A 26,159-nucleotide genomic window follows, 5' to 3' on the forward strand; every position below is an offset into this window, starting at 1 on the left:
GGCTTCGGCAACACGGCAGCGCTGCCTGCGAACGACCCCGATGCTGCCTAAAGCTTTTGGAAAGTGCAATCCAAACAAGCGTTTGGTTGTAGTTTGCGGAAATTCCCCATCATCCAAGCAGAAAGTTCTCGCGCGGCACCCCGCCGGCCAGCAGCGGCACTTCGGCCTCATCCTTGAGATTGACCCCCGACAGCTGGCGGCGGCAGGCCTCGCGCATCAGGTACAGCAGGCGGTGGCTGGCCATGGCGTAGCTCAGGCCTTCCTGGCGCACGTTGGAGATGCAGTTGCGGTAGGCGTCGGTCAAGCCGACCTTGGGTGCGTAGGTGAAGTACAGCCCCAGGCTATCCGGTGAACTCAGGCCGGGGCGTTCGCCGATCAGGATCACCACCATGCGTGCGCCGAGCAGTTCGGCCACTTCATCGGCTACCGCCACGCGGCCTTGGCTGACCAAGGAGACGGGCGCCACGCTCCAGCCTTCGGCAGCGGCCTGTTCCTCGATATGCGCCACCATGGGCAGGGCATTACGGTGCACGGCCAGGGCCGACAGACCGTCGGCGATGACAATGGCCAGGTCGTAGCCGTCCGGATTGTTTTCGCGGTGCTGACCCAGCAGCTCGGCGGATTCATGGCTTAAGCGCCGACCGAGATCCGGGCGTTGCAGGTAGGTGTCGCGATCCTTGGCAGCACTGTGCAGCAGCAGGCTCTGCCGATGCTGGTGGGCCAGGCCGGCGGCCAATGCGCCGTGGTCAAACGGCAGGTGCACGGCATCGCGAGCCTGGGCGTGGGCGAACTGGAAATCCAGCTGCGCGCGGGTCGGCATGCTGGTGCCGGCGCGGCCGAGGGCGATACGTGCCGGGGTGAGGTTACGCAGTTGCTGCCAGGGGTTTTCGCTGGCGCCGCTGAGTGGGCTGTCATCGTACATAAGCGGCTCCTTAGTTAACCAAGCTGCGCCAACGCCTGACGAAACGCCGGCGGCAGGCTGTTGCCCATGCGCGGGCGACCATCGGCCTGAGTGAAAATACCCATGCGCTGCAGCCAGCCTTCGAACTCAGGGGCAGGTTTCAGCCCCAGGCTCTGCCGGGCATACAGTGCGTCGTGAAAGGAGGTGGTCTGGTAATTGAGCATCACGTCGTCGGAGCCGGGGATGCCCATGATGAAGTTGATCCCGGCCACGCCCAGCAGGGTCAGCAGCACGTCCATGTCGTCTTGATCGGCTTCGGCGTGGTTGGTGTAGCAGATGTCGCAGCCCATCGGCAGGCCCAGCAGCTTGCCGCAGAAGTGGTCTTCCAGGCCGGCGCGGATGATCTGTTTGCCGTTATACAGGTACTCCGGGCCGATAAAGCCGACCACGGTATTCACCAGAAATGGCTTGAAGTGCCGAGCCACTGCATAGGCGCGGGTCTCGCAGGTTTGCTGGTCGAGGCCATGGTGGGCGCCAGCGGATAGCGCGCTGCCCTGGCCGGTTTCGAAATACATCAGGTTGTCGCCGAGGGTGCCGCGTTTGAGGCTCAGGCCGGCGTCGTAGCCTTCCTGCAGAATTTTCAGGCTGACGCCGAAACTGGCGTTGGCCGCCTCGGTGCCGGCAATCGACTGGAACACCAGATCCAGCGGCACGCCACGGTTGATCGCCTCGATCGAGGTGGTGACGTGGGTCAGCACGCAGGCCTGGGTGGGGATTTCATAACGCTGGATGATGCCGTCGAGCATCTTCAGCATGTCGCAGATGGAGCTGATGCTGTCGGTGGCCGGGTTGATGCCGATCATGGCGTCGCCGTTGCCGTACAGCAGGCCGTCGAGAATGCTCGCGGCGATGCCGGCCGGTTCATCGGTCGGGTGATTGGGCTGCAGGCGGGTGGACATGCGCCCGCGCAGGCCGACGGTGTTGCGAAAACGGCTGACCACACGGATTTTCTGCGCCACCAGCACCAAGTCCTGCACGCGCATGATCTTCGATACCGCAGCGGCCATTTCCGGGGTCAGGCCGGGGGCGAGGGCGCGCAGGCTGGCTTCGTCGGCGCTGTCGCCGAGCAGCCAGTCGCGAAAGCCGCCGACGGTCAGGTGGCTGACCGGGGCAAAGGCCGCCAGGTCATGGCTGTCGATGATCAGCCGGGTGACTTCATCCGCTTCGTAGGGAATCAGCGCCTCGGTTAGGAAATGCTTGAGCGGAATATCGGCCAGGGCCATCTGCGCCGCGACCCGTTCGCCGGCATTGCTCGCCGCTACACCGGCGAGAAAGTCGCCGGAGCGCGCCGGGCTGGCCTTGGCCATGACCTCGGCGAGGCTGTCGAAACGGTAGGTTTCACCGCCTACCGTATGCTGAAAACTGGACATCGCATGTCTCCCAAACGCCGCGCTAGCGCAGTTGCGCCAGCGCGGCGGTGTTACTTGATTACTTGGCTACTTGAGCGCGGCCTCGGCTTTACCGATGGCGACGAATTCTTCTTCCGGCGTACCGGCCACCAGATGGTGGCGACTGTACAGGGCGAAGTAGGCGATCAGCACGGCGTAGATAATCGCGGCACCAATCACCACCCGTGGGTCGACCAGGAAGCCGGCAACCACGGCCACGCAGGCCAGCACCAGGGCGATGCCCGAGGTGACGATGCCGCCTGGGGTGCGATACGGGCGATGCATCTCCGGACGGCGCACGCGCAGGGTGATGTGCGCGGCCATCATCAACACGTAGGAGATGGTGGCGCCGAACACCGCCACCAGAATCAGCAGGTCACCCTGGCCAGTCAGCGACAGAGCAAAGCCGATCAGGCCAGGCACGATCAGCGCCAGTACCGGCGCCTTGTTCTTGTTGGTCAGCGACAGCGAACGCGGCAGGTAGCCGGCGCGCGACAGGGCGAAGATCTGCCGGGAGTAGGCGTAGATGATCGAGAAGAAGCTGGCAATCAAACCGGCCAGGCCAATCAGGTTGACGAAGCTGCTCATCCAGGTGGACTCGCCGTAAGCAATGGTCAGGGCTTCCACCAGTGGGTTACCGGAGGCCATCAGCGCGTTGGCGCCGGCGCCACCTGGGCCAACCACCAGAATCAGCAGAGCAAAGGCCAGCAGCACCAGCATGGCGCCGATCAGCCCGCGTGGCATATCGCGCTGCGGGTTGCGGGTTTCTTCAGCGGCCAGTGGCACGCCTTCGACTGCGAGGAAGAACCAGATCGCATAGGGGATCGCCGCCCACACGCCGACATAGCCGAATGGCAGGAAGCTGCTGGCGCCGGTGGCTTCAGTCACCGGAATATCGAGCAGGTTGGCCACCGAGAAGTGCGGCACCATCGCGACGATAAACACGCCCAGGGCAATCGCCGCCACGGCGGTGATGATAAACATCAGCTTCAACGCCTCACCGACGCCGAAGATATGGATGCCGATAAACAGCACATAAAAGGCCAGGTAGATCGCCCAGCCGCCAATGCCGAACAGCGACTCGCAGTAAGCGCCGATAAACACCGCAATCGCCGCTGGAGCAATGGCGTATTCGATAAGGATCGCCGTACCGGTAAGGAAGCCGCCCAAGGGGCCGAAAGCGCTGCGGGCAAAGCCATAACCGCCACCGGCGGTGGGGATCATCGAGGACAGTTCAGCCAGGGAGAAGCACATGCACAGGTACATTAGCGCCATCAGCAAGGTGGCGAGAAACATGCCGCCCCAGCCGCCCTGGGCTAGACCGAAGTTCCAGCCGGCGTAATCGCCGGAAATCACGTAGGCAACGCCCAGGCCGACCAGCAATACCCAGCCAGCTGCGCCCTTCTTCAATTGTCTGCTTTGGAAGTAATCGGCATCGACCTGCTCTAAATCGGTGCCTTGCGGTAGACCTACCGCACTGATTTGTTCTGCTGCCATGGGAATTCCTTATCAACAAGCTGGCCGCAGCGCACGCCCGGTCAGGCTTGTAGGTATTTGAGGGAAAAGTGTTACCCAGTGGATCAGCAACCGCTGTGCCAACTACGCCTCTGGTCTAGACCTGGGCGCGGGCTGGCAGGCCGATGTCGTTTCCGAGCATCGGCTGCGGTTGCGCAGGGGCTCAGAAAAAGCCGAGTGGGTTGATGTCGTAACTGACCAGCAGGTTCTTGGTCTGCTGGTAGTGGTCGAGCATCATCTTGTGGGTTTCACGGCCGACACCGGACTTCTTGTAGCCACCGAATGCGGCATGCGCCGGGTAGAGGTGGTAGCAGTTGGTCCACACGCGCCCGGCCTTGATCGCCCGGCCCATGCGGTAGGCGCGGTTGATGTCGCGGGTCCACAGGCCAGCACCGAGGCCGAACTCGGTGTCGTTGGCAATCGCCAGGGCTTCGGCTTCGTCCTTGAAGGTGGTGACGCTGACCACCGGGCCGAAGATCTCCTCCTGGAACACGCGCATCTTGTTGTGGCCCTTGAGCAGGGTCGGCTGGATGTAATAACCGCCGTCCAGGGTGCCGCTGAGTTTTTCCACTGCGCCGCCGGTCATCAGTTCAGCGCCTTCCTGCTTGGCGATTTCCAGGTAGCTCAAGATCTTGTCGAACTGCTGCTCGGAGGCCTGGGCGCCGACCATGGTGTCGGTGTCCAGCGGGTCGCCGCGTTTGATCTGCTCGACCTTCTTCATCACCTCTTTCATAAAGGCCGGGTAGATCGATTCCTGCACCAGCGCGCGGGATGGGCAGGTGCATACCTCGCCCTGGTTGAAGAAGGCCAGTACCAGGCCTTCAGCGGCTTTTTCAATAAAGCTCGGCTCGGCCTGCATGATGTCTTCGAAGAAGATGTTCGGCGATTTGCCGCCCAGTTCCACGGTGCTCGGGATGATGTTCTCGGCGGCGCATTTCATGATGTGCGCGCCCACCGGAGTCGAGCCGGTGAAGGCAATCTTGGCGATGCGTTTGCTGGTGGCCAGGGCCTCGCCTGCTTCTTTACCGTAACCCTGCACCACGTTGAGCACGCCCGGCGGCAGCAGGTCGCCGATTAGCTCCATCAGCACGCTGATGCCCAGCGGCGTTTGTTCGGCCGGTTTCAACACCACGCAGTTGCCGGCGGCCAGGGCCGGTGCAAGTTTCCAGGCGGCCATCAGCAGCGGGAAGTTCCACGGGATGATCTGCCCGACCACGCCCAGCGGTTCATGAATGTGATAGGCCACGGTGTTGCCGTCGATCTCGGCGGCGCTGCCTTCCTGGGCGCGCAGGCAGCCGGCGAAGTAGCGGAAGTGGTCGGCGGCCAGGGGGATGTCCGCATTGAGGGTTTCGCGCACGGCTTTGCCGTTGTCCCAGGTTTCGGTGATGGCCAGCACTTCCAGGTTGGCCTCGATGCGGTCGGCGATCTTCAGCAGGGTCAGCGAGCGCTCCTGCACCGACGTACGGCCCCAGGCATCGGCGGCGGCATGGGCAGCGTCCAGGGCCTTGTCGATATCCTCGGCAGTGGAGCGCGGGAACTCGGCAATCGGCAGGCCGTTCACCGGCGAGGTGTTGGTGAAGTACTGGCCTTTGACCGGCGCGACAAACTCGCCGCCGATGTAGTTGCCGTAACGGGATTTGAAGGAAACGAGGGCACCTTCGGTACCGGGATGGGCGTAACGCATGCTGAATATCTCCTGGTTCTTATGCTTGTTCTGGTGATGCAGCGAACGGCGCGCTGTGGCGCTTGTGCAGAAACAGAGCAAGGGCTGGGCCAGGCATACACGATGCCCGTTCTAGAGCGGTTGCGTGGCATTTGCTGGGAATTGCGCTGCGCGAGTTGTATCAGACCTGATACAGCCCGCGTGACACTCTGTGCCAGGGGCGATACAGCATGGTGACTCACCGGTCAGTGTGTCTTGCAATGGCCGGAAAGCTGGTAGATGCTCGGCCATCACGTGCAACTCCAACGCGGAGAACAATAACAATGCACAACCCAGCAAGCCGCCACGCCCAGCAGGTGCTGACCGTGGCTCAAGGGCGCGGACAACTCGCCGGCCCGGCTGCCGATTCCTCGGTGGCGCGCTCCTGGCTGCGTTGTCTGCAGCAGCATCACCTCGACCCGGCGCAGAGCATGCCGCCGGCGGTGATTGAGCACGCGCATATGCTCGAGCGACGTGAGCAGCTGCAACAGGTGCTGGAGATTTCCAGCAATGAGATGAACAGCCTGCACCGCCAGTTGGCCGGCAGCGGCCACGCGGTGCTGCTGACTGATGCCCGTGGGGTGATCCTCAACTGCGTCACCGAGCAGGCGGAAAAACGCACCTTCGAGCAAGCCGGGCTATGGCTTGGTGCCGATTGGAGCGAAGCCTGCGAAGGCACCAATGGCATTGGCACCTGCCTGGTCGAGCGCCAGCCGCTGACCATCCACCAGAATGAACATTTCCGCAGCCGACATACCGGTCTGACTTGCTCGGCCAGCCCGGTTTTCGATCCGCATGGCGAGTTGCTGGCGGTGCTGGATGTGTCCTCGGCGCGGCATGACGTATCGCGGCAGAGCCAGTTCCACACCATGGCCCTGGTCAACCTGTCGGCCAAAGCCATCGAGGGCTGCCATTTCCTGCGCAGCTATGAAGGCGAATGGCTGCTGCGCTTCCATGCTCAAGCCGAATATATCGGCCAGTTCAGCGAAGGGCTGTTGGCCTTCGATGGCGATGGACGCGTGAGTGCGGTCAATCAGAGTGCGATCAACTTGCTCGGCCTGTCGCGTCGGCAACTGCTCGGGCGCACCTTGGTCGAGGTATTCGACTGCCGCCTGGATGACCTGCTCGGCCGCGCCTCGGCGCAGCCCAGCGCCAGTTGGCCGTTGTATACCCAGCGTGGCCAGCTGCTGTTTACCGTGTTGCGCGGTCAGCCTCGGCGCAGTGCTCAGGCACTGGCGGCGACCTTGGCAACGCCTGGGCTGTGCCTGGCCGACCCTGGCTTGCAGGACGATTTTCGTCGCGCCCTGCGGGTGTACGAGCGCGACGTGCCGCTGCTGATCGGCGGCGAAACCGGCACCGGCAAGGAGGCCTTCGCCAAGGCGCTGCATCAGGTCAGCTCGCGTGGCGGTAAACCCTTTGTTGCGCTGAACTGCGCGGCAATTCCCGAGAGCCTGATCGAGAGCGAACTGTTCGGCTATCGCGGTGGCAGCTTTACCGGTGCGCGCAAGGAAGGCATGCGCGGCAAGCTGCAACAGGCCGATGGCGGCACGCTGTTTCTCGATGAAATCGGCGATATGCCGCTGGCGCTGCAGACCCGCTTGCTGCGGGTGCTTGAAGAACGCCGGGTCGAACCGATTGGCGGCGAATCGCAAGCCATCGATGTGCGGGTGATCAGCGCCAGCCACCGCGACCTGAACGAACGGGTAACCAGCGGCGAGTTTCGCCAGGATCTGTTCTATCGCCTTAATGGCTTGGTGATCGACCTGCCGCCGCTGCGTGACCGCAGCGACAAGCTGGCGCTGCTGGATTTCCTGCTGGCCGAAGAGGCGCGTGGACAATCTGCACGGCTTGATGATGCGGCTCGCGAGGCGCTGCTCGCCTATTCCTGGCCGGGTAATGTGCGCCAGCTGCGCAATGTGCTGCGCACCCTCTGCGCCCTGTGCGAAAACGGCGTGATCAGCCACGCCGAGCTGCCCGCCGAGATTCTCCATGCACGCCCCGCACTTGCCCTGATACCCAACGCCAGGCCCGACCAGCTAGGCGACGCCGAACGCCAGGCGTTGCTCGCGGTCCTAGAGGCGCAGCACTGGCAGATGAGTCGCAGCGCCGAGCAGCTAGGCATCAGCCGCAACACCCTGTACCGCAAGTTGCGTAAACACGGGATCAAGCTGCGCTCAACGCTTTGAGCTGCGCCTCTTGAACCACGCCCTGCAGCGCGCCGCCAAGCCTCTGCGGGGCGGCGGCGCTGTGCTAATCTGCGGCCAGTTTTTATCCCGCCTTATTCACCGGCTCTGACGACGCCTTCAAGGTAAATCATGCATATCCATATTCTCGGCATCTGCGGCACTTTTATGGGCTCGCTGGCCGTGCTGGCCAAGGAACTCGGCCACCGCGTGACCGGCTCCGACGCCAATGTCTACCCGCCCATGAGCACCCAGTTGGAAGCTCAGGGTATCGAGCTGACCCAGGGTTACGACGCCGCCCAGCTCGACCCCGCACCGGATCTGGTGGTGGTCGGCAATGCCCTGTCGCGCGGTAACCCGGCGGTGGAGTATGTGCTGAACAAGGGCCTGCCCTATGTTAGTGGCCCGCAGTGGTTGGCCGACCATGTGCTGCAGGGTCGTTGGGTGATGGCGGTGGCCGGTACCCACGGTAAAACCAGCAGTTCGAGCATGCTCGCCTGGGTGCTGGAACATGCCGGCATGAGCCCGGGCTTCTTGATTGGCGGCGTGCCACAGAACTTCGGCATATCCGCGCGTTTGGGTGGCACGCCGTTCTTTGTGGTGGAAGCCGACGAGTACGACAGCGCCTTCTTCGACAAGCGCAGCAAGTTCGTCCACTACCGCCCGCGTACCGCGATCCTGAATAACCTGGAGTTTGATCACGCGGACATCTTCCCGGATCTGGCGGCCATCGAGCGGCAATTCCACCATCTGGTGCGCACCATTCCGGGTGACGGCCTGATCATTCACCCGACCACTGAACCAGCGCTCAAACGCGTTATCCAGATGGGTTGCTGGACCCCGGTGCAAACCACAGGTGATGGCGGCCAATGGCAGGCGCGTCTGCTCAGTGCCGACGGCTCGCGCTTCGAAGTCAGTTTCGAAGGCAAGGTTGCCGGCACCGTGGATTGGCAGCTGACCGGCCAGCACAACGTCGCCAACGCCCTGGCGGTGCTGGCGGCGGCGCGGCATGTCGGCGTGTTGCCGGAGCTGGGCATCGCCGCGCTGTGCGGCTTTATCAACGCCAAGCGGCGCATGGAGAAGGTCGCCGAAGTGAAGGGCGTGACCATCTTCGACGACTTCGCCCATCACCCTACGGCGATTGCCACCACCCTGGATGGTCTGCGCAAACGCATCGGCGACGCCAAATTGATCGCCATCGTCGAGCCGCGCTCCAACTCGATGAAGCTCGGCGCGCACCGTGATGGCCTGCCGGAGTCTGTGGTGCAGGCCGACTCGGTGTACTGGTACGCGCCGCCGAATCTCGGCTGGGACCTGGCTGGTACCGTGGCTACGTCGACCGTGCCGACTCAGGTCTGCGATTCCTTGGACGCGATCATTGCAGGGGTCAAGGCAGAAGCGGCACCGGGCACCCAGGTCGTGGTGATGAGCAATGGCGGCTTTGGCGGCTTGCATGGCAAGTTGGCTGCGGCCTTGGAGGCATAAATGTCCGGTCCTGAACGTATTACCTTGGCTATGACGGGCGCGTCCGGCGCTCAATACGGCCTGCGCCTGCTCGACTGCCTGGTGCAGGAAGAGCGCGAGGTGCACTTTCTGATTTCCAAGGCCGCGCAGTTGGTCATGGCCACCGAAACGGATGTCAGCCTGCCGAGCAAACCGCAGGCCATGCAGGCATTCTTGAGCGAGTACACCGGCGCCGCGCCGGGGCAAATTCGCGTGTTTGGCAAAGAAGACTGGATGGCGCCGGCGGCCTCTGGGTCGGGTGCGCCCACTGCGATGGTGGTGGTGCCATGCAGCACCGGCTCACTCTCGGCGATTGCCAATGGCGCCTGCAACAACCTTATTGAGCGCGCCGCCGACGTGGCCCTCAAGGAGCGTCGTCAATTGATTCTGGTGCCGCGTGAGGCGCCGTTCTCCAGCATTCATCTGGAGAACATGCTCAAACTGTCGAACATGGGTGCGATTATCCTGCCGGCCGCTCCGGGCTTTTATCACCAGCCGCAGACCATTGATGACCTGGTGGATTTCGTCGTGGCGCGGATACTCAATTGCCTGAATATTCCCCAGGACATGCTGCCGCGTTGGGGAGAACATCATCAGATCAGCCCTGATGAATAAGCGGCTGGGTTGCCTCGTTCTGGGCCTGAGCCTGGCCCTGTCGCTCAGCGGTTGCGCCACCGTACGCACCCTGGATGCCGCCAAGCCCGATGCGCCGGTGGTTTACGCCGGCACACGGCTTAACCTGTATGCGCTGCAAGGCGGCTGCTGCGCCACGGACCGCTTCGGCGCCGAAGCCCCGGCGTATCCGGCGGCTGATCTGCCGGTCAGCGCATTGCTCGACACCCTGCTGCTACCGCTGTCCCTGGCGACGGCCATTGGCTTGAATCTGGGTATCAGCGGCGGGTTGTGATCGCCAGCTGGCGGATCATTGGCTTGGCTGTATGGGTGCTGATGGCCAGTGCTAAATGTTCTGCGCTGGCCCCGGTTTGGCGAACAGGTAGCCTTGAAAGCGCCTGCAGCCCATGCCTTGCAGGGCCTCGTACTGCGCCTGAGTTTCTACGCCTTCGGCGGTTACGCTGAGGTTGAGGTTGGCTCCCAGCGCCAGGATGGTGCGCACGATGGCGGCATCGCTGGGGTGTTCGAGCAGGTCGCGGACGAAGGATTGGTCGATCTTCAGCTTATCCAGTGGCAGGCGTTTGAGGTAGTTGAGTGAGGAGTAGCCGGTGCCAAAATCATCCAGCGCCAGGTGCACGCCACGTGCTTTTAGCTGACTCATCTTGTCGATCAGCGTTTCCACATCCTCCACCAGTTGGCTTTCGGTCAGTTCCAGCTCCAGGCGTTCAGGTTTGGCGCCGCTTTCCGCGAGGGCAGCAAGCACGTCTTCAATAAAGTCGGGATGGTGGAACTGCCGGGCGCTGACGTTGACCGCCAGTGTCAGTTGCGCCAGCTGTGAATCATTGGCCCATGCCACCAGCTGTTGGCACGCCGCACGCAAGATCAGGCGACCCAGCGGCAGAATAAGCCCCGTGCTTTCTGCCAGGGGAATGAATTCGCCCGGCGGCACCAGCCCGCGTATTGGGTGCAGCCAGCGGACCAGGGCCTCGGCGCCGACCAGTTGTCCGTGAGCATCCACCTGAGGTTGGTAGTGCAGGATAAAGTCGTGCTGGTCGAGGCTCTGGCGCAGGTCGCTTTCCAGGCTGGCGCGGGCGCTTACTTCGGCCTGCATCGCCGGGTCGAAAAAGCGCAACGCGTTGCGGCCGGCAGCTTTGGCCTGGTACATGGCCATGTCGGCACGCTTGAGTACCTCGTCGACCGTACTCTCCTCCATGGGGAACAGGGCGATGCCGATGCTGGCCGTGCTGATATAGCTGCGGCCTTGCAGGGTGTAGGGCACGGCGAGCGCCTTAATGATCTTGTTGCCGACGTGTTCAACCTGTTGGCCGGCCTGTTCAGGCTTCAGGCTCAGGCCTTCGAGCATCAACACAAACTCATCGCCGCCGAGACGAGCCAGGGTGTCCTGGGCGCGCACATGGCTACTCAGGCGTTCGGCGACCTGCTGCAGCAACTGGTCGCCCATGTCGTGGCCAAGGGTGTCGTTGAGGTCTTTGAAATTGTCCAGGTCGATAAACAGCAGTGCGCCCTGTTGCAGGCCGCGGGCATGCTTGGCCAGGGCCTGTTGCAGGCGGTCGAGCAGTAGACGGCGGTTGGGCAGTCCGGTGAGTGGGTCGTAGAAGGCCAGCTGGTTGATTTTTTCGAGGTTCTTCTTGTGTTCGGTGATGTCAGTGGAGATGCCGCATAGCGCGTAAATCTTGCCGTGATCGTCGCGCAGCGGCAGCTTGACCGAGAGAAAGGCGTGCTGCGTGTTGCCGTCCAGGCTGCGATTGATTTCCTCGGTCTGCACCCGTTCGCCGAGTGTGAGTACGCGACTGTCGTTGTCATACAGGTTGGTTGCAGTGTCGATGTCGAAGAACTGTTCATCGGTTTTGCCAATCACCTGCTCAAGGTTCTGGCCGAACAGCTCGCAGACCTTGCGGTTGGCATATTGATAACGCAGCTGCACATCCTTGATGTAGATGTACGCCTCAACGCTGTCGAGGATGGTGTTCAGGCGTGCTTCGCCGGCCTGCAGGTGGCGGGTCTTCTCATGCACCTGGCGGCGTAACAGCCAGGCGCCGCCCAAGGCAGCAATCAGCAGCAGTACCAGGGTCGCCAGCCCCCACCAGACACCCGTGGGGATCAGCAGGCGTGGCCGCTCACCGCCCCAGCGCAGCAGGGTTTGGTAGTACACAGAGGACGGCGAGTTCTGCCAGTTCGCCAGGTGCTGATCGATGGCGGCCAGTAAATCGGCGTTTTGTCCTTTGCGGGTGGCGTAGAACAGTTGCGCAGGCTGAAACATGATTGAGGAGCTTTGCAGCCGGTAGCTCGGCGCATGGAAATCACCAAAGCGCTGGTTGGCGACTACGGCGTCGGCATGCCCGTCCGCTACCAGGGCAAACCCTTGCTGCAAGCTGGGTACGCCGATCAATTGCGCTTTCAAGTCGAAGCTGTCCAGCAGCCCACGCAGGTAGTCCTCCTGCACCGAGCCTTGCAGGACGGCAATGCGCAGGTCTTTGAGGTCGAGTACGGATTTCAGTTGCAGGTTCTCGTTGCTGTACACCTGCGACCAGCTGACCAGCGAAGGCACTGTGTGAAAGTCGAGTACCTCTGCGCGGCTGTCGTTATAGGCCACGTCCGGCATCAGGTCGATCTCGCCGCTCTGCGCCAGCTCCAGGCATTGCTGCCACTCGCAGGGCCTTGGTTGCAGTTGCCAATTTTCCTGGCGGGCGATCTCGTTCAGCAGCTCGCCGAGAATGCCGGAGAGTTTGCCCTCTTGATCCAGGAGGATTTTCGGCTCGTTGGCGTAGACCCCCACGCTGACCGCACGAGACTGCGCGCCGCTATAAGGCGTGACTGTGAAACCCACGGTGAAGAGCAGCAGGGCGGTGAGATGTCGAGTGAGCAGGCGCATCATGCGTGGGGCTACTTCTATGCAAAGTCCGTAGCCTAACGATAGCCAGAATATGGCCTGGGGTGTGGCGGGATGATGGCAACGAGCGATTTGCCGCGTGATGGGTCGTCAGGCGTGGTTCAGTAGGCCCAGCCTTGGTAGATATAGGTCATGGGTTTTGGCCCTTTGAGGTAGCGATTGCTCAGCTCGCCAATCTGAAATCCGCCGGCTGTGATCAACGCCGGGATATCGCGATTGAGGTGGCAGCCACCGGCTAACGGCTTCCACAGCGGGGTCAGGCGGTTCTGCCAGCGCAGCACGGGCAGCTCGGGAGCCAGGCCGTGTTCGCAGAACAACAGGCGACCGCCAGGTTTGAGCACGCGGCGCATTTCTTTCAGTGCGGCTACAGCATCAGGAATGGTGCACAGGGTAAAGGTGCAGACAATGCTGTCGAAGCTGGCGTCGTCGGCCTGAATCTGCCCCAGTTCGAGGGCAATCATCTCCACTGGAATGCTGATCGCGGCAGCCCGTTGCCTGGCCAGTTTCTGCATATCGGCGCTGGGGTCGACGCCAATGATCACACTGACCTTTGCGGCATCATAGAAGGCCAGGTTAAGGCCGCTGCCGATGCCGATTTCCAGTACCCGGCCGTGGGCCAGTGGCACCAGTTGCGAGCGGGCTTTCATCACCGCGCCCATGCCGCAGGCGAAGTCGATCAGGTGTGGCAGCAGGTAGCGGTCATACAGGCCCACGGGTTGCCCTCGGCAGAGTTATTCGGCGTCGTCTGGCAGATCACTGTTGTCGCCGCTGACAGCGGCAAAACACTTGATCAGGTGCACGCCGGCCGTGCCGCTGATGCGCCAGGCGTCGGCCTCACCATCAAAACGTGCGGCGATTACCTGGGCCAGGTTGAAATGCCATTTGCGCAGGGCGCGGCCGTCCATGCATTCGATGCTCAGCAGCGGCGCATCGTCAGTGGGCGTGGTGCCGGCATGATGTTGAGCCAGTTGATCGTCGTTGAGGCTGAACTGCCAGGCATGCAGCTCGTCGATTTCCAGCATATCGGCGCCGCTCAGGGCGCTGATCAGGTCGTGCGGGGTGGTGCTCATAGGTCGATGGCTTCTTGTCGTTAGCGGCCGAGACGGCGCAGTTGGTCTGATTCGATCACGCGGGTGCCGGCATCCTCTTCCAGCGCCAAGCGCCACAGCGCGCGGGCCAGTACGGTGGCTTCAATGCCACGGTACTGGCCCGGTAACCAGCGCATAAAGGGCGCGGCCAGTCGCTCGCCAAGGCGAAACTCTTGGCGGGCGCCCAGCAGTAACGAAGGGCGGACGATGGTCAACTGCGGCCAGCCTTGCGCGCGCAGGGCCTGCTCCATTTGGCCTTTGACCTTGTTGTAGAACACGGTGGAGTTGGCATCTGCACCGAGGGCGCTGATCACCAGCAGGTGACGTGCGCCGAGGGCGCGTGCGCGTTCGGCGAAGGCGAGTACCAGGTCATGGTCGACCGCACGAAAAGCCTCTTGCGAGCCGGCCTGTTTAATCGTGGTGCCCAGGCAGCAGAAGGCGGTATCGACCTTGCCGCTCAGTTCCGGCAGCAAGGTCAGCAGTTCGCCTTGCGGGTTTTCCAGGTGTGCATGGGCTGCCAACGGGCGGCGGCTGGGGGCCAGTACGCGGGCGACGGTGGGCTCGTTCAGCAGGCGATCCAGCAGGTGTTCGCCGGTCAGTCCGGTGGCACCTGCGAGGAGGATGTGCTGGGGTGTTAAATACATAGTGTGAGGTTCTCCGCTGATATCAATCAGCTTATCAGGCCGTTGGTGGCGCGCATGGCTGTTAGCGGTTGACCGCAGATTGCGCCTCAAGTGCATTGTTCAGGGCGCGCTCGGCCTGTTGTTCGCGCAGCGTACGCCATTGTGCGAGCACCGCTTTTGCAGGCCAGATCTGTGGTTCGGAGGGTTCGAAACCGTCGGATTTTTCGCGTTCGGCAACGCTGGCCTTGGCCAGTTTGAAAGCGCGCTGCAGGTCATCGGTCTGCTGCAGTGCTTCGGCAAACAGGGCGCGGCCGAAGTAGGTGAAATCGTTTTCCTCTGAGCAACCGAAGGACACGCGGTCGGCGCGCGCAGCGGTGATGATCAGGGTCTTGTCATCTTGCAGTTTGGGGATAAAACCACCGGAGTAGCAGGCCGAGATCACCAGCACCTTGTGCCGATCCTTAAGCGGTTCGAGCAGGGCTGCCAGCTCACTGGCCGGCAGGTCATCGAGCTGCATGCGTGGCTGGTCGAGGTTCAGCTCGTGTTGCGCCGAGCCGTGACTGGTCAGGTAAATAAAGATCAGGTCTTCCTTGCCGCTGCGCTCGGCCAGGGCTTGAATGCTGCGGCTCAAGCTGGCGCTGGTGGCCAGGGGGCGATCGGTCAGATGGTCACGGTGGTTGACCAAGGTGATCAGGCCGTGGGCGGCGAAGCGCTCCTGCAGCAGGTTGCCGACATAGTCGGCTTCGCGCATGAACACACTCTGCTTGCCGTCACCCGCCAGGGTCAGGGCATACAGCTCGATAGCCGACGTTGAGGCGGGCAGCTTGGCGATGGCGGCGTCAAGCAGGCGGCCTTGCTCCAGCAGGCCGGTGGCCAGGGCGTCCGGTATGGCCTTGCCCTCGGCATCACGAATCAGTCGGCCGTTCTGCCTGGTGCCGCTTTGCTGGGTACCATCGGCCAGGGTCAGGCTGCCATTGCCTTGGTAGCTGCCGTAGGCGAAGTTGCCTTGATAGGCACTGCCGTCGGCCAGGTTTAGGTGACCTTCACCGTGGTAGCTCCAATCGTCGAACTGGCCTGCGTAATGGCTGCCGTCGCTGCCCTTGAATTCGCCTTTGCCGGTGAGGCTGCCGTTCACAAAGCGGCCACTCCAGACGTCGCCAGCGGCGCTTTGGTAGCGCCCCTTGCCGTGGAACTGGTTATGACGGAACTGGCCGCTGTACAGGTCGCCATCCGCATTCTTGAAGCTGCCCTGGCCGTTAAGTTGGCTGTTATCGAAGGTGCCGGTGTACACATTGCCTTCGGCGTCGGTGAGCACACCCTGGCCGTCGGGTTCGCCTTGTTGGAACTGGCCTTGGAAGCTGGCACCGTTACTCCATTGCAGTTTGCCCAGCCCGCTGTATTGGCCCTTGCTGAACTCACCGCGGTATTCCAATTGGCTGCTTTTTAGGTGACCTTCGCCACTGGGCCTGCCGTTGATAAAACCGCCCTCGTAACGGCTGCCATCGCTGTAGGTGAGGCTGCCTTGTCCGTGGAAGTCTCCGTTCTGAAACTCGCCACTGTAGAACTCGCCGTGCTTGCTGCGCCATTCGCCCGGGCCGTTGAACTGACCGTCCTTGAACAGCCCGTCGTAGTAACTGCCATCGCTGTAATCCAGGCGGCCAGGACCTTGCAACAGACCGTCGACAACTTCGCCACGGTAGCGGCCACCATCAGGCAGCACGGCATTGGGGGGCAGTAAGGGTTCGCCATCACCGCAAGCGGCCAACAACAGGGCGAGACTCAGAGGGGCCAGGCGGGCTAGCGTGCGCATGCAGAAAATCCAGGCTAGAAGGTCGATGCCGAGTATGCCTTAACACGCCCGGAGTGCCGTGATTGAGCGCACCGTCGGGCATTTAAAAATACAAAAGGCGCACCGCAGATGCAGGTGCGCCTTGATCCGGCGGCGGTAATCAGACGAAGCAGAGGGTCAGTGGCTCGGCGATGTAGGCGGGTTTTTCCGAGCCTTCAATCTCCAGTACCACTTTGGCTTTGAGCAGCCATTGGCCTGGGTTCTTCTCAGTGGCATCCGTCAGCGTCACCACCAGGCGGACTTTGGAATTGACCTTCACCGGCTGGATAAAGCGCACGCTGTCCAGGCCATAGTTGACGGCCATCTTCAGCCCTTTAGGCATGATCATGATGCCTTCCATCAACTTGGGCACCAGTGACAGCGAGAGAAAGCCGTGGGCGATGGTGCTGCCGAAGGGGGTGAGCTTGGCTTTCTCCGGGTCGACGTGGATGAACTGGTGATCACCTGTGCATTCGGCAAACTGGTTGATGCGTTCCTGGTCGATGGTCAGCCAATCGGAACGGCCGAGCTCTTTACCGATATAGCTGGGCAATTCAGCGGCGGGTACTGATGTCATGGTTTCTCCTTGAAGACGCAAGTGTTGTTTTTTTTGGGGGGCGTAAAATCCTTCTGCCCTAAGATCATCATGGGTTCGACGCAGGGTCAAGTGCCTATTGCGATGGGGCAAGGTATGCCGTTGGCTCGTGCGCAACCGCTGTAAACCGGCCCTTGCCGGGTGCTTCTGCTTATAATGCGCGGCACTGCGTCTGGGATCATACGATTCGGAGATTACCCATCATGCTGCTACGCGGCCTTTCCTGGCTGGTGCTATGCCAGTTGCTCGGCACTGCGCTGAATGTCCTGTTGATCCCGATTTTGCCGGGGCCAATCATCGGTATGTTGCTGTTGTTCGTCTTCCTGCTGCTGCGCGGAGAAGTCGGCGAGCCGCTGCATCTGGCCTCTACCAGTCTGCTGAAATACCTGCCGCTGCTGTTGGTACCGCCAGCGGTGGGCGTGATGGCCTATGCCGAGGATATCTTTGCCGACTTTTGGGCGATTGCCGGTGCGCTGTTGCTGTCATTGCTGATCTCGATCGTGTTTGCCGGCTGGCTGATGCAGAAGCTGATTGACCGCCAACAACGCCGGGAGGACGCATGAGTCTGGACTGGCACACCGCCTGGCAGGCGTTGATCCATCACCCGCTATTTGGTGTAGGCATCACCCTTGGTGCTTATCAACTGGCGATTGCCGCCTACGAGAAAACCCGCTGGGTGTTTCTGCAGCCGGTGCTGCTATCGATGCTTGCGGTAATCGGCATTCTTTTGGCCTGCGGCCTGACCTTTGCCGAATACAAGGACAGCGCCGCCGCGTTGACACTGTTCCTCGGGCCAACCACGGTGGCGCTGGCGGTGCCGCTGTTCCTTAATCTGCGGCGTATTCGCCAGTTGTTCTGGCCGACGCTGGTCACCTTGCTGGTGGCTGGTGTGGTCGCCACTGTCTTAGGCATTACCCTGGCCTGGGTCTTCGGCGCCGAGCAGATCATGCTGATGAGCATGGCGCCCAAGTCGGTGACCTCACCGATTGCCATGCTGGTGGCCAATCAGATTGGCGGGATTGCTGCCCTGGCTGCGGTGTTTGTGATGATCACCGGGATCATCGGCGCCATCATCGGCCCGGCGCTGCTCAAGCGCTGTGGCGTGCATCACCCGGCTGCACTGGGCATGGCCCTGGGCCTGACCGCGCATGCGGTTGGCACCGCCCGTGCACTGCAGGAAGGTGAGGAGTGTGGTGCGTTTTCAGCCCTGGCGATGAGCCTGATGGGCGTATTCACAGCCGTGCTGCTGCCGCTGGCGATTCTGTTGTGGCTATAAGGAGGTGTGTGTGACCCTGCCGCTGTTTCCACTGAACACTGTGTTATTTCCCGGCTGCATGCTCGACTTGCAGATATTCGAAGCACGCTACCTGGACATGGTCAGCCGCTGCATGAAGCAAGGGCAGGGCTTTGGTGTGGTGTGCATCATTGATGGCGCCGAGGTGGGCGAGGCCGCGGGGCAATTCTCGGCGATCGGTTGCGAGGCGTTGATTCGCGATTTTGAGCAGCGGCCCAATGGCTTATTGGGGATTCGCGTCGAGGGTGGTCGGCGTTTTCGCGTGCAGCGCGCTCAGGTGCTGCCGGATCAGTTGACCCTGGGCGACGTCGAGTGGCTGGACGAGCAGCCGGAGCAGCCGCTGGAGGCTGAGCATACGGATTTGGCAGCATTGCTCGGTGCGCTGAGCGCTCACCCGTTGGTGGCCTCACTGGGCATGGCGAGTGCGCCAGCGGGCCAGGAGGCCCTGGCCAATCAGCTGGCCTACCTATTGCCGCTGGACGCCGAACAGAAGCTGCAACTGCTCGAAATGCCGGACGTGCAGCTGCGGCTAGAACGGTTGCAGGCGTTGCTGGAGCTGCTGCAGGGCGGTCATCAGTAGCGATACAGCAGCAGGCCGGTGGACAGCTGCCAGGTGGCGATGCCGCCGAGCAGCGCCAGAATCGCCGGCAGCAATAGCCACCAGATTCTTGCCGTCAGAGCAGGCAGTGGTGCGCGCCATTGCACCAGCGCCAGGCTCAGGGCGCAGAAACAGCCCGCCAACATGGCCCCGGCGATGATGTCGCTGGGCCAATGCACCCCGAGGTAGACCCGAGAGAGCGCGATTGCCGCCGCCGGCAGGCTGGCCAGCAGCAGCCACGTCAGACGCATGCGTGGCGCTTGGCCGCGACCCGCGAGTATGCCGAGCAGCAGAAAGAAGGCAAAAGCCGCTGAACTGTGGCCGCTGGGGAAGCTGAAACTGCCCAGTGGTTCCAGCAGTACATCTGGACGGCTTCGCGCAAACAGGGCTTTTAGCGCGCCATTCGCCAGGGCGGTGCCAAGCGTGGCGCCGATGGCCAGGCACAGGCTGCGCCACTGTCGGGTAGCCAGCAGAATCAGGCACAGCAGCACTGCCGCCGCCACTTGAGTGTGCAGGTCGCCGAGGTGGGTAATCAGCACCATCAGTGTATCGAGGGTGCTGCTGCGTTGTTCCTGCACCAGGGCCAGCAGGCCCTGATCAAAGTGGCTGAGCAGCGGCCAACTGAGCATCATGCCGACCAGCAGCACCAGGCAGGCGCCGGCCGCCAGCAGGCTGGCGTGGCGTTGCCCGCGCATGCTGCCTTGAATGCTCAGGCCGACCACGATGGCCACGCCTGCCGCTACGGCGCCGGCTTGTGGCCAGAACCCTTCCGGTAGCGGCAGGCGCAAGGCGGCACCCGTGGCCCAGCCCGGTAGCATGTAGGCCATGGCCCAGCCGGCAGCTGCCAGTAGGCTGACGGCGATAAAACGCGGGAGCGGCATGTTCAGCATGCCGGCGACCATCGGTAGCATCGGCCGCAGCGGGCCGATATAACGGCCGACCAACAGGCTGGCGACGCCGTAGCGCTGAAAATAAACCTCGGCCGCGCTCAACCACTGGGGGTGGCTGCGCAACAACGGCAGGCGGCGAATATCCTGATGAAAATAGCGGCCGATAGCATAGGACAGCGCGTCACCGAGCAAGCCGCCGAAGTAGGCCAATAGCAGGGTTTCCCACAGTGACAGCGCGCCGTTACCGGCCAGGACTGCCACAGTAAACAGCAGAATAGTGCCCGGCACGATGATCCCGGCAATGGCCAGGCATTCGACGCAGGCAATGACAAAGATCGCCAGGCCCAGCCATTCGGGGTTGGCGCTTAGCCACAGGGTTAGGGTGTCGAACCATTGGCTCATCGGTGGTCATCCGTGGGGGTTAGCAAGTAGTAGTCTTGGCCGGCCTGTTGGCCGCGCCGTAATGGGTTGCGTGTGCAGTGACGTGCAAAGGCAGCATCGACAAACCGGTACGGCAGCAGTTCATCCCGGCCGTGGGGAATGCCCAGGCGCGCGCATTGCACAACGTGTTGCGGGCGCTCGCCGAGGTCTTCGACAAACAGGCGCTGCTCATCGAAGGGCTGAGCATCCCAGTCCGGCACTTTCAGGCCCAGGGCCTTGCACAGCAGTGTCTGCCCTGCGCAGAGGGTTGCAGTGCTGCGTGGCTGGCCTTGGGCGTTGGGGTTGTTTTCCTGCATTTGTATCAGTGCGTCTGCGTCGCTGTTGGCATCCTGCCAGGGGTAGGCAGATTTGATCAGTACCGCATTGCCTGGGCCTTGTGCGCTGAAGTTCAGCGAGTCGCCGCCACGGGCGTAATACATATAGATATGTCCGCCTTCCATAAACAGTGCGCGGCGCTTGTGGGTATAGCCGAGCGAGGCATGGCTGCCTTTTTCGCTCAGGTAATAGGCCTCGGTTTCGATGATGCGCGCGCTTAGCCATTGCTCGCCGTGGCGATGGCGAATCACTTTACCGAGCAGCTCGCGGGCCAGTAGGCGCGCATCGCGGTCGAAGAAGCTCGCGGGCAATGCCCGGCCCCGGGGCCAGGGCAAACTAAGGTTGGGATCGGCTGACATGCGGTGTTGTGCTTACTCTGCAGGGCATAGGCTGGGATTGTTGCCGTATCAGGTGCTCAACAGCGCACCGTTTAAAGGCCTGCGATCATAACAATAAGAGTCTTAACCATGTCTGAACGTGCTCGCGTCAGCAGTGCCCATATCAGCCCCAGCGCCCACTACACCGGCTATATCTGGTATCGCCATCAGCTGGCCGATGCCGTCTTCGTGACGGGCTTCGGGCGGTTTGTGCATGGCTTACTCAGCCCGATTACCTGGGGCGCGCGGGTGGGGTTCGGGCTGGATATTGAGCAGTTTCTGCTGCAGCGGCACTTGCAGATCGACGCGCAGCTGACGGCGGCGATTGAGCAGGGCGGCGTGTGCCAGGTCGTGGAGATTGCCTGCGGCCTGTCGCCGCGTGGACGGCGCTTTACCGCGCGTTACCCGCAGCTGCGCTATGTTGAGGCGGATCTACCGGTAATGGCCGCGCGTAAGCGCCTGCTGCTGAATGCTGAAGGCTGGCTGGGCAGTCAGCATCAAGTGCGTGCGGTGGATATCCTCGCCGAGGAGGGTGGTAAAAGTCTGGCGGCGCTGTTCGCCGAGCTGGATCACAGCAAGCCGGTGGTGGTCATCACCGAAGGCTTGGTGAACTACTTCGAGCTGGCGCTGATCGAGTCATTCTGGACGCGCCTGGCCGACCAGCTGCGGCAGTTCCCGCAGGCCACCTACCTGACCGAGCTGTACCCTGACCTACGCGAACACCCGCGTTACCGCCAGTTACGCTGGGGCGTCGACCTGATCGGGCGGCTGACCCGTGGCAATTACCCGCTGCACTACCGCAATGATCAGGCGATTGTGCAGGGCTTTCAGCGCTGCGGTTTTGGCCGGGTCGAAGTATTCGACCCGAGCCGCACGGCCCAGACGCTTGGCCTGGCGCCATCGCGTAATGCCGGGCTGGTGCGGGTGATTGAGGCGCGGGTCTAAGAGTCTGTTTTGAGAGCGGTATTGCCTGCGCTAAACAGCTCCGGAGCAGACGCTAGGCACAGGCTGCTGCCGGCAGGGGCTGCCGTTGAAAGTGCGTGGCCAGCGTCTGGCTGGCGTGCTGATCGCTGTGCGGGAAGACAAATGCCAGGCCGTTTTGATCATGGCGCAGTGCGAGTATGGGCTGTGCGGGCAGGTCTTTGCAGAGGAGCAGCCAACCGCGGCCGCTTCCAATAGTCGGCAGGTTGCCCTGCAGTAAACCGCCGAAGAAGCCCAATTCACTGATGTCCACCCTCCATTCGCCACCCTCGGCATGCTGCAGGCGCGCTTGGCGCTGGCTGGGCGGCAGGCGCGGCTCGTGGCGTTTTTCCAGCTGCAGCAGCTGCGGGTTGCTCAGCAGGCTGCTGCCCGGGGTGCGGCTCGGTAGGGCGTCGCCGCGTAGGAACGGGTTGTACAGGCTGGCGCAGGCGTCGCGCTGTTCAAACTGGGCCAAGTGATCGGCATTGTGGATCAGCGCGCAACTGGCCTGGGCGCAGGCGGCGGCAAAGTGCGCGTGTTCCCAGGGTTGGGTGAAGTGGTCATATTCGCCGGCCAGCACCAGGGTCGGGCAGCTGGGGTGAGCGTGAAAGCCCTGAAAATCCAGCAGGCGCTGGCTGTTCTGCCGGTAGCGCTCGATATCGGCGGCTGACAGGCGCTGGATCTGCCGCAGCAACGCCTTGCGAAATACCGGGGCTACGCCGGTCTGCTCCAGGCGCAAAGGGTTGAGCAGGCCGGTCAGTGCGCCATGGGCAAAGGCCTCGCAGCGCCCTTCGGCCAGCAGCGCCAAGCCTTCCTGCAGCAGCAGGCGCGCACCGGGGCGGCCGAACGCGGTGATCCCGGCCAGCAGCACACGGGCGCAGCGCTCGGGGTGACGCGCGGCAAACAGCGCGGCCAAGGCTGAGCCGTAGGACAGGCCGATGGGCATCAGCGGCGGCAGGTCGAGTTCTTCGGCGAAGGCGGCGATCAGGTCGGCCAGTTGTTCCAGGGTGAGGTCCGGCACCAGTTGCAGGTTGCCGCCCTGGCTGGGCAAGTCGAGCAGGATCACCGGGTGTTCGCCGAGCAGCTCGCTGACCTCGGCGGCAAACGAGCGAAAGCTCTGGAATGCGCCGCCCAACAGCAATACGGGCGGGCGAGTGTCGTGGCTGCGGCAGGCGTAGGCCTGGTAGTGCAGGCGCAGGTCGCCGATATGCAGCACCTGTGGGGCTTCGTTAAGTTGTGCGGCGCAGTAGTCGGTACGGTAATGCATGCTGATCCCACCCCGGCGGTCGGCCGCCTGTCTTGCTTGTGATGGCAAGGTAAACATTCGGACGGTTTTTGTTTACCTAACCTTCGGGCGGCTGATGGTCTGTGGTGTCACTGTTTCTTCCGGTGGCTTGCTGTGTGGGGCTTGGCGGCGTTACCGCGGGTTGTGGCGAACGCAGTGTCTACCGTCCGCCGCGCAGCGCTGGGCGTGGAGCGGCGCGACCGTTATACTCAGCGACTTTTTTCAACCGCCAGACCTGCCAAGACCATGACTGAGTCCGTGCTCGACTATATGACCCGCCTGGGACAGGCCGCCCGCAGCGCCTCGCGTGTGCTGGCGCGCGCCAGTACCGCGCAGAAGAACCGTGCCCTGCAGGCCGCCGCCGCCGCGCTGGATGCCGCGCGTAGCGATTTGACTGCCGCCAACGAGTTGGACCTGGCCGCCGCGCGCGCCAATGGTCTGGAGCCGGCCATGGTTGACCGTCTGGCGCTGACGCCGGCGGTGATCGACTCGATGATCGAAGGTTTGCGTCAGGTCGCCACGCTGCCCGATCCCATCGGCGAGATCCGCGATATGCGCTACCTGCCGTCGGGTATTCAGGTCGGCAAGATGCGCGTGCCGCTCGGCGTTATCGGCATCATCTATGAGTCGCGGCCGAACGTGACCATCGACGCCGCCAGCCTGTGCCTGAAGTCCGGTAACGCCACCATCCTGCGTGGCGGCTCCGAAGCCATTCATTCCAATCAGGCGATTGCCCGTTGCATTCAGTTCGGTCTGGCCGAAGCCGGTTTGCCCGCCAGCGCCGTGCAGGTGGTGGAAACCACGGATCGTGCCGCCGTTGGTGCGCTGATCACCATGCCGGAATTTGTTGACGTGATTGTGCCGCGTGGCGGCAAGGGCCTGATCGAGCGCATCAGCCGTGACGCCAAGGTGCCGGTGATCAAACACCTGGACGGCGTGTGCCACGTGTATATCGATGTGGCTGCTGACCTCGGTAAGGCCATTCGCGTTGCTGATAACGCCAAGACCCACCGCTACTCGCCGTGCAACGCCATGGAAACTCTGCTGGTGCATGCCTCGGTGGCTGACAAGGTGCTGCCGCCGCTGGCGGCGATCTACCGCGACAAAGGTGTTGAGCTGCGTGGCGACGCCGCGACCCGCGCGCTGCTAGGCAGTGACGTGCTGGAAGCGAGCGAAGACGACTGGTTTGCCGAATACAACGCGCCGATCCTGGCGATTCGCATCGTCGACTCGCTGGATGCGGCCATCGAGCACATCAACCATTACGGCTCGCAACACACCGACGCGATCATCACCGAGAACTTCAGTGATGCGCGGCGCTTCCTTACCGAAGTGGATTCCGCCTCGGTGATGGTCAACGCGTCGACTCGTTTCGCCGATGGTTTTGAATACGGCCTGGGCGCGGAGATCGGTATTTCCACCGACAAACTGCACGCCCGTGGCCCGGTCGGCCTGGATGGGCTGACCAGCGAGAAGTACGTGGTGTTTGGCGACGGACACATTCGTACCTGATGGCCAAGCGCAGCGGCGCCCGACGTACCGACGCCCGACGCATCGGTCTGCTAGGCGGCACCTTTAATCCGGTGCATATCGGCCATCTGCGCAGCGCTGTGGAAGTGGCCGATGCGCTGCAGCTTGATGAGTTGCGTCTGATCCCGAGCGCGCGGCCGCCGCACCGCAGCGCACCAGAGGTCAGTGCTGAGGATCGCCTGGCCATGGTCAGGTTGGCGGTAGCCGATGCCGGGGTGCTGCAGGTGGATGATCGCGAGCTGCAACGCGACAAACCGTCCTACAGCATTGACACCCTGGAGTCGTTGCGCAGTGAGTTGGCAGTGGATGATCAGCTGTTTCTGCTGCTGGGCTGGGATGCCTTCTGCGGTTTACCCAGTTGGCAGCGTTGGGATGAGTTGCTGCAGCACTGCCATATTCTGGTGCTGCAACGGCCGGATGCCGACAGTGAAGCGCCCGAGGCGCTGCGCAATCTGTTGGCGGCGCGCAGTGTGAGTGCCCCATCGGCCCTGAGTGGGCCGAGTGGGCAGATTGCTTTTATCTGGCAGACACCTCTGGCGGTGTCGGCTACCCAGATCCGTTCGCTACTGGCGAGCGGAAAGTCGGCACGTTTTCTGTTGCCTGACGCGGTACTGGCCTATATCCATGCCCACGGACTGTACCGTGGTGCGAATTGAACACGAGGCAAACGAGTTAGTTATGACGAACGCAAGCAAAATGCAGAGCGAAGAGCTGGTCAAATTGGCCATCAGCGCTCTGGAAGAAATCAAGGCGCAGGACATCACCACCATCGACGTGCGCGGCAAGACCAGCATCACCGATTTCATGCTGATCGCCAGTGGCACCTCCAGTCGTCACGTCAAGTCGCTGGTCGACAACGTGCTGGAGAAGGTCAAGGAACAGGGCGTGCGCCCGATCGGCACTGAAGGCATGGACACCGGCGAGTGGGCACTGCTCGACCTCGGCGACATCGTGGTTCACGTGATGCTGCCGACAGCTCGCCAGTTCTATGACCTTGAGCGTCTGTGGCAAGGTGCTGAGCAGAGCCGTGCGCAGTTCAGCGCCGAGCCGGGCCCAGAGCAGGAATAAGGACGCGCAGCGGTGCGGATCAAACTGATCGCCGTCGGCTCGCGGATGCCACGTTGGGTGGAAGAGGGCTGGCAGGAATATGCCAAGCGCATGCCCAGCGAGCTGTCCCTCGAGCTGGTGGAAATTCCGCTGACCACCCGCGGCAAGAATGCCGATGTGGCGCGGATGATCCGCCAGGAAGGCGAGGCCATGCTGGCCAAGGTGCAGCCAGGGGAACGCATCGTTACCCTGGAAGTCGAAGGGCGACCCTGGAGTACCGAGCAGCTGGCGGCCGAGCTCGACAAGTGGCGCCTGGATGCACGCACCGTCAACCTGATGGTCGGCGGCCCGGAAGGGCTGGCGCCTGAGGTGCAGGCGCGCAGTGAACAGCGCTGGTCGTTGTCGCCGCTGACCTTGCCGCACCCTTTGGTGCGGATTCTGATCGGCGAACAGATGTATCGTGCCTGGACCGTGTTGTCCGGCCACCCTTACCACAAATAATCAGCCAGTAAT

The 26,159-nt window shown here is 62.5% G+C and carries 25 protein-coding genes; 12 read left to right on the forward strand and 13 right to left on the reverse strand.

Going from position 1 to position 26,159, the window contains the following annotated elements; genetic code table 11:
• Positions 1–109: 109 nt before the first annotated feature.
• The 4 genes from eutC to exaC form a co-directional block, all read right to left on the reverse strand.
• A complete protein-coding gene (gene eutC / locus CUR33_RS18245; protein WP_160089248.1) occupies positions 110–922 on the reverse strand; it encodes an ethanolamine ammonia-lyase subunit EutC in 813 nt (270 codons plus the stop codon).
• A 14-nt stretch (positions 923–936) separates the two neighbouring features.
• The gene (locus CUR33_RS18250; protein ID WP_282876803.1) at positions 937–2,331 is read right to left on the reverse strand and encodes an ethanolamine ammonia-lyase subunit EutB; all 1,395 of its coding nucleotides are present in this window, start codon (positions 2,329–2,331) and stop codon (positions 937–939) included.
• Between the two features lie 66 nt (positions 2,332–2,397).
• Positions 2,398–3,846: an ethanolamine permease gene (gene eat / locus CUR33_RS18255; RefSeq protein ID WP_090255645.1), complete on the reverse strand. Its 1,449-nt coding sequence runs from the start codon at positions 3,844–3,846 to the stop codon at positions 2,398–2,400.
• Between the two features lie 181 nt (positions 3,847–4,027).
• Positions 4,028–5,548 (reverse strand): acetaldehyde dehydrogenase ExaC, encoded by a 1,521-nt coding sequence (gene exaC / locus CUR33_RS18260; RefSeq protein ID WP_289240496.1) that lies wholly within the window; start codon positions 5,546–5,548, stop codon positions 4,028–4,030.
• A gap of 302 nt (positions 5,549–5,850) precedes the next feature.
• On the opposite strand from exaC, the gene CUR33_RS18265 reads away from it, so the two are divergent.
• The 4 genes from CUR33_RS18265 (at position 5,851) to CUR33_RS18280 (ending at position 10,159) form a co-directional block, all read left to right on the forward strand.
• Positions 5,851–7,752, forward strand: coding sequence for a sigma-54-dependent Fis family transcriptional regulator (locus CUR33_RS18265; protein WP_289240497.1), 1,902 nt, complete (start codon positions 5,851–5,853; stop codon positions 7,750–7,752).
• A gap of 129 nt (positions 7,753–7,881) precedes the next feature.
• Positions 7,882–9,234: a UDP-N-acetylmuramate:L-alanyl-gamma-D-glutamyl-meso-diaminopimelate ligase gene (gene mpl / locus CUR33_RS18270; RefSeq protein ID WP_289240498.1), complete on the forward strand. Its 1,353-nt coding sequence runs from the start codon at positions 7,882–7,884 to the stop codon at positions 9,232–9,234.
• The gene (gene ubiX / locus CUR33_RS18275; RefSeq protein WP_167147278.1) at positions 9,235–9,867 is read left to right on the forward strand and encodes a flavin prenyltransferase UbiX; all 633 of its coding nucleotides are present in this window, start codon (positions 9,235–9,237) and stop codon (positions 9,865–9,867) included.
• Positions 9,860–10,159 (forward strand): YceK/YidQ family lipoprotein, encoded by a 300-nt coding sequence (locus tag CUR33_RS18280; RefSeq protein WP_289240499.1) that lies wholly within the window; start codon positions 9,860–9,862, stop codon positions 10,157–10,159. Before ubiX ends, CUR33_RS18280 begins: the two co-directional genes overlap by 8 nt.
• A 51-nt stretch (positions 10,160–10,210) precedes the next feature.
• Here CUR33_RS18280 and CUR33_RS18285 read toward each other — a convergent pair whose 3' ends face one another.
• The 6 genes from CUR33_RS18285 to CUR33_RS18310 form a co-directional block, all read right to left on the reverse strand.
• Positions 10,211–12,760 (reverse strand): EAL domain-containing protein, encoded by a 2,550-nt coding sequence (locus tag CUR33_RS18285; protein ID WP_289240500.1) that lies wholly within the window; start codon positions 12,758–12,760, stop codon positions 10,211–10,213.
• Positions 12,761–12,876: 116 nt separating this feature from the next.
• Positions 12,877–13,488: a class I SAM-dependent methyltransferase gene (locus CUR33_RS18290; RefSeq protein WP_289240501.1), complete on the reverse strand. Its 612-nt coding sequence runs from the start codon at positions 13,486–13,488 to the stop codon at positions 12,877–12,879.
• Positions 13,489–13,506: 18 nt separating this feature from the next.
• The gene (locus tag CUR33_RS18295; protein ID WP_160089216.1) at positions 13,507–13,845 is read right to left on the reverse strand and encodes a DUF5629 family protein; all 339 of its coding nucleotides are present in this window, start codon (positions 13,843–13,845) and stop codon (positions 13,507–13,509) included.
• A gap of 20 nt (positions 13,846–13,865) precedes the next feature.
• Positions 13,866–14,507 (reverse strand): oxidoreductase, encoded by a 642-nt coding sequence (locus CUR33_RS18300; protein WP_289240502.1) that lies wholly within the window; start codon positions 14,505–14,507, stop codon positions 13,866–13,868.
• Positions 14,508–14,568: 61 nt separating this feature from the next.
• Positions 14,569–16,296, reverse strand: coding sequence for a C13 family peptidase (locus tag CUR33_RS18305; RefSeq protein ID WP_289240503.1), 1,728 nt, complete (start codon positions 16,294–16,296; stop codon positions 14,569–14,571).
• Positions 16,297–16,435: 139 nt separating this feature from the next.
• Positions 16,436–16,891, reverse strand: coding sequence for a MaoC family dehydratase (locus CUR33_RS18310; protein ID WP_257777746.1), 456 nt, complete (start codon positions 16,889–16,891; stop codon positions 16,436–16,438).
• A gap of 221 nt (positions 16,892–17,112) precedes the next feature.
• Here CUR33_RS18310 and CUR33_RS18315 point away from each other — a divergent pair, with 221 nt between their 5' ends.
• The 3 genes from CUR33_RS18315 to CUR33_RS18325 are packed head-to-tail and all read left to right on the forward strand — an operon-like array spanning position 17,113 to position 18,783.
• Positions 17,113–17,472 (forward strand): CidA/LrgA family protein, encoded by a 360-nt coding sequence (locus tag CUR33_RS18315; protein WP_160089210.1) that lies wholly within the window; start codon positions 17,113–17,115, stop codon positions 17,470–17,472.
• On the forward strand, positions 17,469–18,185 hold the full coding sequence (locus CUR33_RS18320; RefSeq protein ID WP_448703202.1) for an LrgB family protein: 717 nt from the start codon (positions 17,469–17,471) through the stop codon (positions 18,183–18,185). The genes CUR33_RS18315 and CUR33_RS18320 overlap by 4 nt, the downstream gene beginning before the upstream one ends.
• A 10-nt stretch (positions 18,186–18,195) precedes the next feature.
• Positions 18,196–18,783, forward strand: a complete 588-nt coding sequence (locus CUR33_RS18325) for an LON peptidase substrate-binding domain-containing protein (RefSeq protein ID WP_289240504.1) — start codon at positions 18,196–18,198, stop codon at positions 18,781–18,783.
• Here CUR33_RS18325 and CUR33_RS18330 read toward each other — a convergent pair.
• Positions 18,777–20,093, reverse strand: a complete 1,317-nt coding sequence (locus tag CUR33_RS18330; protein WP_289240505.1) for a bifunctional DedA family/phosphatase PAP2 family protein — start codon at positions 20,091–20,093, stop codon at positions 18,777–18,779. The genes CUR33_RS18325 and CUR33_RS18330 overlap by 7 nt on opposite strands.
• Complete coding sequence (locus CUR33_RS18335; RefSeq protein WP_289240506.1) at positions 20,090–20,806, reverse strand: DNA-3-methyladenine glycosylase; 717 nt, start codon at positions 20,804–20,806, stop codon at positions 20,090–20,092. The genes CUR33_RS18330 and CUR33_RS18335 overlap by 4 nt, the downstream gene beginning before the upstream one ends.
• Positions 20,807–20,914: 108 nt before the next feature.
• On the opposite strand from CUR33_RS18335, the gene CUR33_RS18340 reads away from it, so the two are divergent.
• On the forward strand, positions 20,915–21,769 hold the full coding sequence (locus tag CUR33_RS18340; RefSeq protein WP_289240507.1) for a class I SAM-dependent methyltransferase: 855 nt from the start codon (positions 20,915–20,917) through the stop codon (positions 21,767–21,769).
• Between the two features lie 52 nt (positions 21,770–21,821).
• Here the strand turns inward: CUR33_RS18340 and CUR33_RS18345 are convergent, their stop codons facing one another.
• Positions 21,822–23,051 (reverse strand): alpha/beta fold hydrolase, encoded by a 1,230-nt coding sequence (locus CUR33_RS18345; RefSeq protein ID WP_289240508.1) that lies wholly within the window; start codon positions 23,049–23,051, stop codon positions 21,822–21,824.
• 264 nt (positions 23,052–23,315) lie between these two features.
• On the opposite strand from CUR33_RS18345, the gene CUR33_RS18350 reads away from it, so the two are divergent.
• The 4 genes from CUR33_RS18350 to rlmH are packed head-to-tail and all read left to right on the forward strand — an operon-like array spanning position 23,316 to position 26,147.
• Positions 23,316–24,581: a glutamate-5-semialdehyde dehydrogenase gene (locus CUR33_RS18350; RefSeq protein WP_289240509.1), complete on the forward strand. Its 1,266-nt coding sequence runs from the start codon at positions 23,316–23,318 to the stop codon at positions 24,579–24,581.
• Complete coding sequence (gene nadD, locus CUR33_RS18355; protein WP_289240510.1) at positions 24,581–25,255, forward strand: nicotinate-nucleotide adenylyltransferase; 675 nt, start codon at positions 24,581–24,583, stop codon at positions 25,253–25,255. Before CUR33_RS18350 ends, nadD begins: the two co-directional genes overlap by 1 nt.
• A 40-nt stretch (positions 25,256–25,295) precedes the next feature.
• Positions 25,296–25,667, forward strand: a complete 372-nt coding sequence (gene rsfS / locus CUR33_RS18360) for a ribosome silencing factor (RefSeq protein ID WP_160090215.1) — start codon at positions 25,296–25,298, stop codon at positions 25,665–25,667.
• Positions 25,668–25,679: 12 nt separating this feature from the next.
• Positions 25,680–26,147, forward strand: coding sequence for a 23S rRNA (pseudouridine(1915)-N(3))-methyltransferase RlmH (rlmH, locus tag CUR33_RS18365; protein WP_289240511.1), 468 nt, complete (start codon positions 25,680–25,682; stop codon positions 26,145–26,147).
• Positions 26,148–26,159 lie beyond the last annotated feature (12 nt).

The sequence above is a fragment of the Pseudomonas sp. FEMGT703P genome, assembly GCF_002786345.1.
Taxonomy (GTDB): Bacteria; Pseudomonadota; Gammaproteobacteria; order Pseudomonadales; family Pseudomonadaceae; genus Aquipseudomonas; species Aquipseudomonas peli.

What these genes read in the sequence shown, in the direction of transcription:
- eutC (WP_160089248.1), bottom strand. Translation starts at nt 922, where the DNA reads ATGTACGATGACAGCCCACTCAGCGGCGCCAGCGAAAACCCCTGGCAG.
- CUR33_RS18250 (WP_282876803.1), bottom strand. Translation starts at nt 2,331, where the DNA reads ATGTCCAGTTTTCAGCATACGGTAGGCGGTGAAACCTACCGTTTCGAC.
- eat (WP_090255645.1), bottom strand. Translation starts at nt 3,846, where the DNA reads ATGGCAGCAGAACAAATCAGTGCGGTAGGTCTACCGCAAGGCACCGAT.
- exaC (WP_289240496.1), bottom strand. Translation starts at nt 5,548, where the DNA reads ATGCGTTACGCCCATCCCGGTACCGAAGGTGCCCTCGTTTCCTTCAAA.
- CUR33_RS18265 (WP_289240497.1), top strand. Translation starts at nt 5,851, where the DNA reads ATGCACAACCCAGCAAGCCGCCACGCCCAGCAGGTGCTGACCGTGGCT.
- mpl (WP_289240498.1), top strand. Translation starts at nt 7,882, where the DNA reads ATGCATATCCATATTCTCGGCATCTGCGGCACTTTTATGGGCTCGCTG.
- ubiX (WP_167147278.1), top strand. Translation starts at nt 9,235, where the DNA reads ATGTCCGGTCCTGAACGTATTACCTTGGCTATGACGGGCGCGTCCGGC.
- CUR33_RS18280 (WP_289240499.1), top strand. Translation starts at nt 9,860, where the DNA reads ATGAATAAGCGGCTGGGTTGCCTCGTTCTGGGCCTGAGCCTGGCCCTG.
- CUR33_RS18285 (WP_289240500.1), bottom strand. Translation starts at nt 12,760, where the DNA reads ATGATGCGCCTGCTCACTCGACATCTCACCGCCCTGCTGCTCTTCACC.
- CUR33_RS18295 (WP_160089216.1), bottom strand. Translation starts at nt 13,845, where the DNA reads ATGAGCACCACCCCGCACGACCTGATCAGCGCCCTGAGCGGCGCCGAT.
- CUR33_RS18300 (WP_289240502.1), bottom strand. Translation starts at nt 14,507, where the DNA reads ATGTATTTAACACCCCAGCACATCCTCCTCGCAGGTGCCACCGGACTG.
- CUR33_RS18305 (WP_289240503.1), bottom strand. Translation starts at nt 16,296, where the DNA reads ATGCGCACGCTAGCCCGCCTGGCCCCTCTGAGTCTCGCCCTGTTGTTG.
- CUR33_RS18310 (WP_257777746.1), bottom strand. Translation starts at nt 16,891, where the DNA reads ATGACATCAGTACCCGCCGCTGAATTGCCCAGCTATATCGGTAAAGAG.
- CUR33_RS18315 (WP_160089210.1), top strand. Translation starts at nt 17,113, where the DNA reads ATGCTGCTACGCGGCCTTTCCTGGCTGGTGCTATGCCAGTTGCTCGGC.
- CUR33_RS18320 (WP_448703202.1), top strand. Translation starts at nt 17,469, where the DNA reads ATGAGTCTGGACTGGCACACCGCCTGGCAGGCGTTGATCCATCACCCG.
- CUR33_RS18330 (WP_289240505.1), bottom strand. Translation starts at nt 20,093, where the DNA reads ATGAGCCAATGGTTCGACACCCTAACCCTGTGGCTAAGCGCCAACCCC.
- CUR33_RS18335 (WP_289240506.1), bottom strand. Translation starts at nt 20,806, where the DNA reads ATGTCAGCCGATCCCAACCTTAGTTTGCCCTGGCCCCGGGGCCGGGCA.
- CUR33_RS18340 (WP_289240507.1), top strand. Translation starts at nt 20,915, where the DNA reads ATGTCTGAACGTGCTCGCGTCAGCAGTGCCCATATCAGCCCCAGCGCC.
- CUR33_RS18345 (WP_289240508.1), bottom strand. Translation starts at nt 23,051, where the DNA reads ATGCATTACCGTACCGACTACTGCGCCGCACAACTTAACGAAGCCCCA.
- CUR33_RS18350 (WP_289240509.1), top strand. Translation starts at nt 23,316, where the DNA reads ATGACTGAGTCCGTGCTCGACTATATGACCCGCCTGGGACAGGCCGCC.
- nadD (WP_289240510.1), top strand. Translation starts at nt 24,581, where the DNA reads ATGGCCAAGCGCAGCGGCGCCCGACGTACCGACGCCCGACGCATCGGT.
- rsfS (WP_160090215.1), top strand. Translation starts at nt 25,296, where the DNA reads ATGCAGAGCGAAGAGCTGGTCAAATTGGCCATCAGCGCTCTGGAAGAA.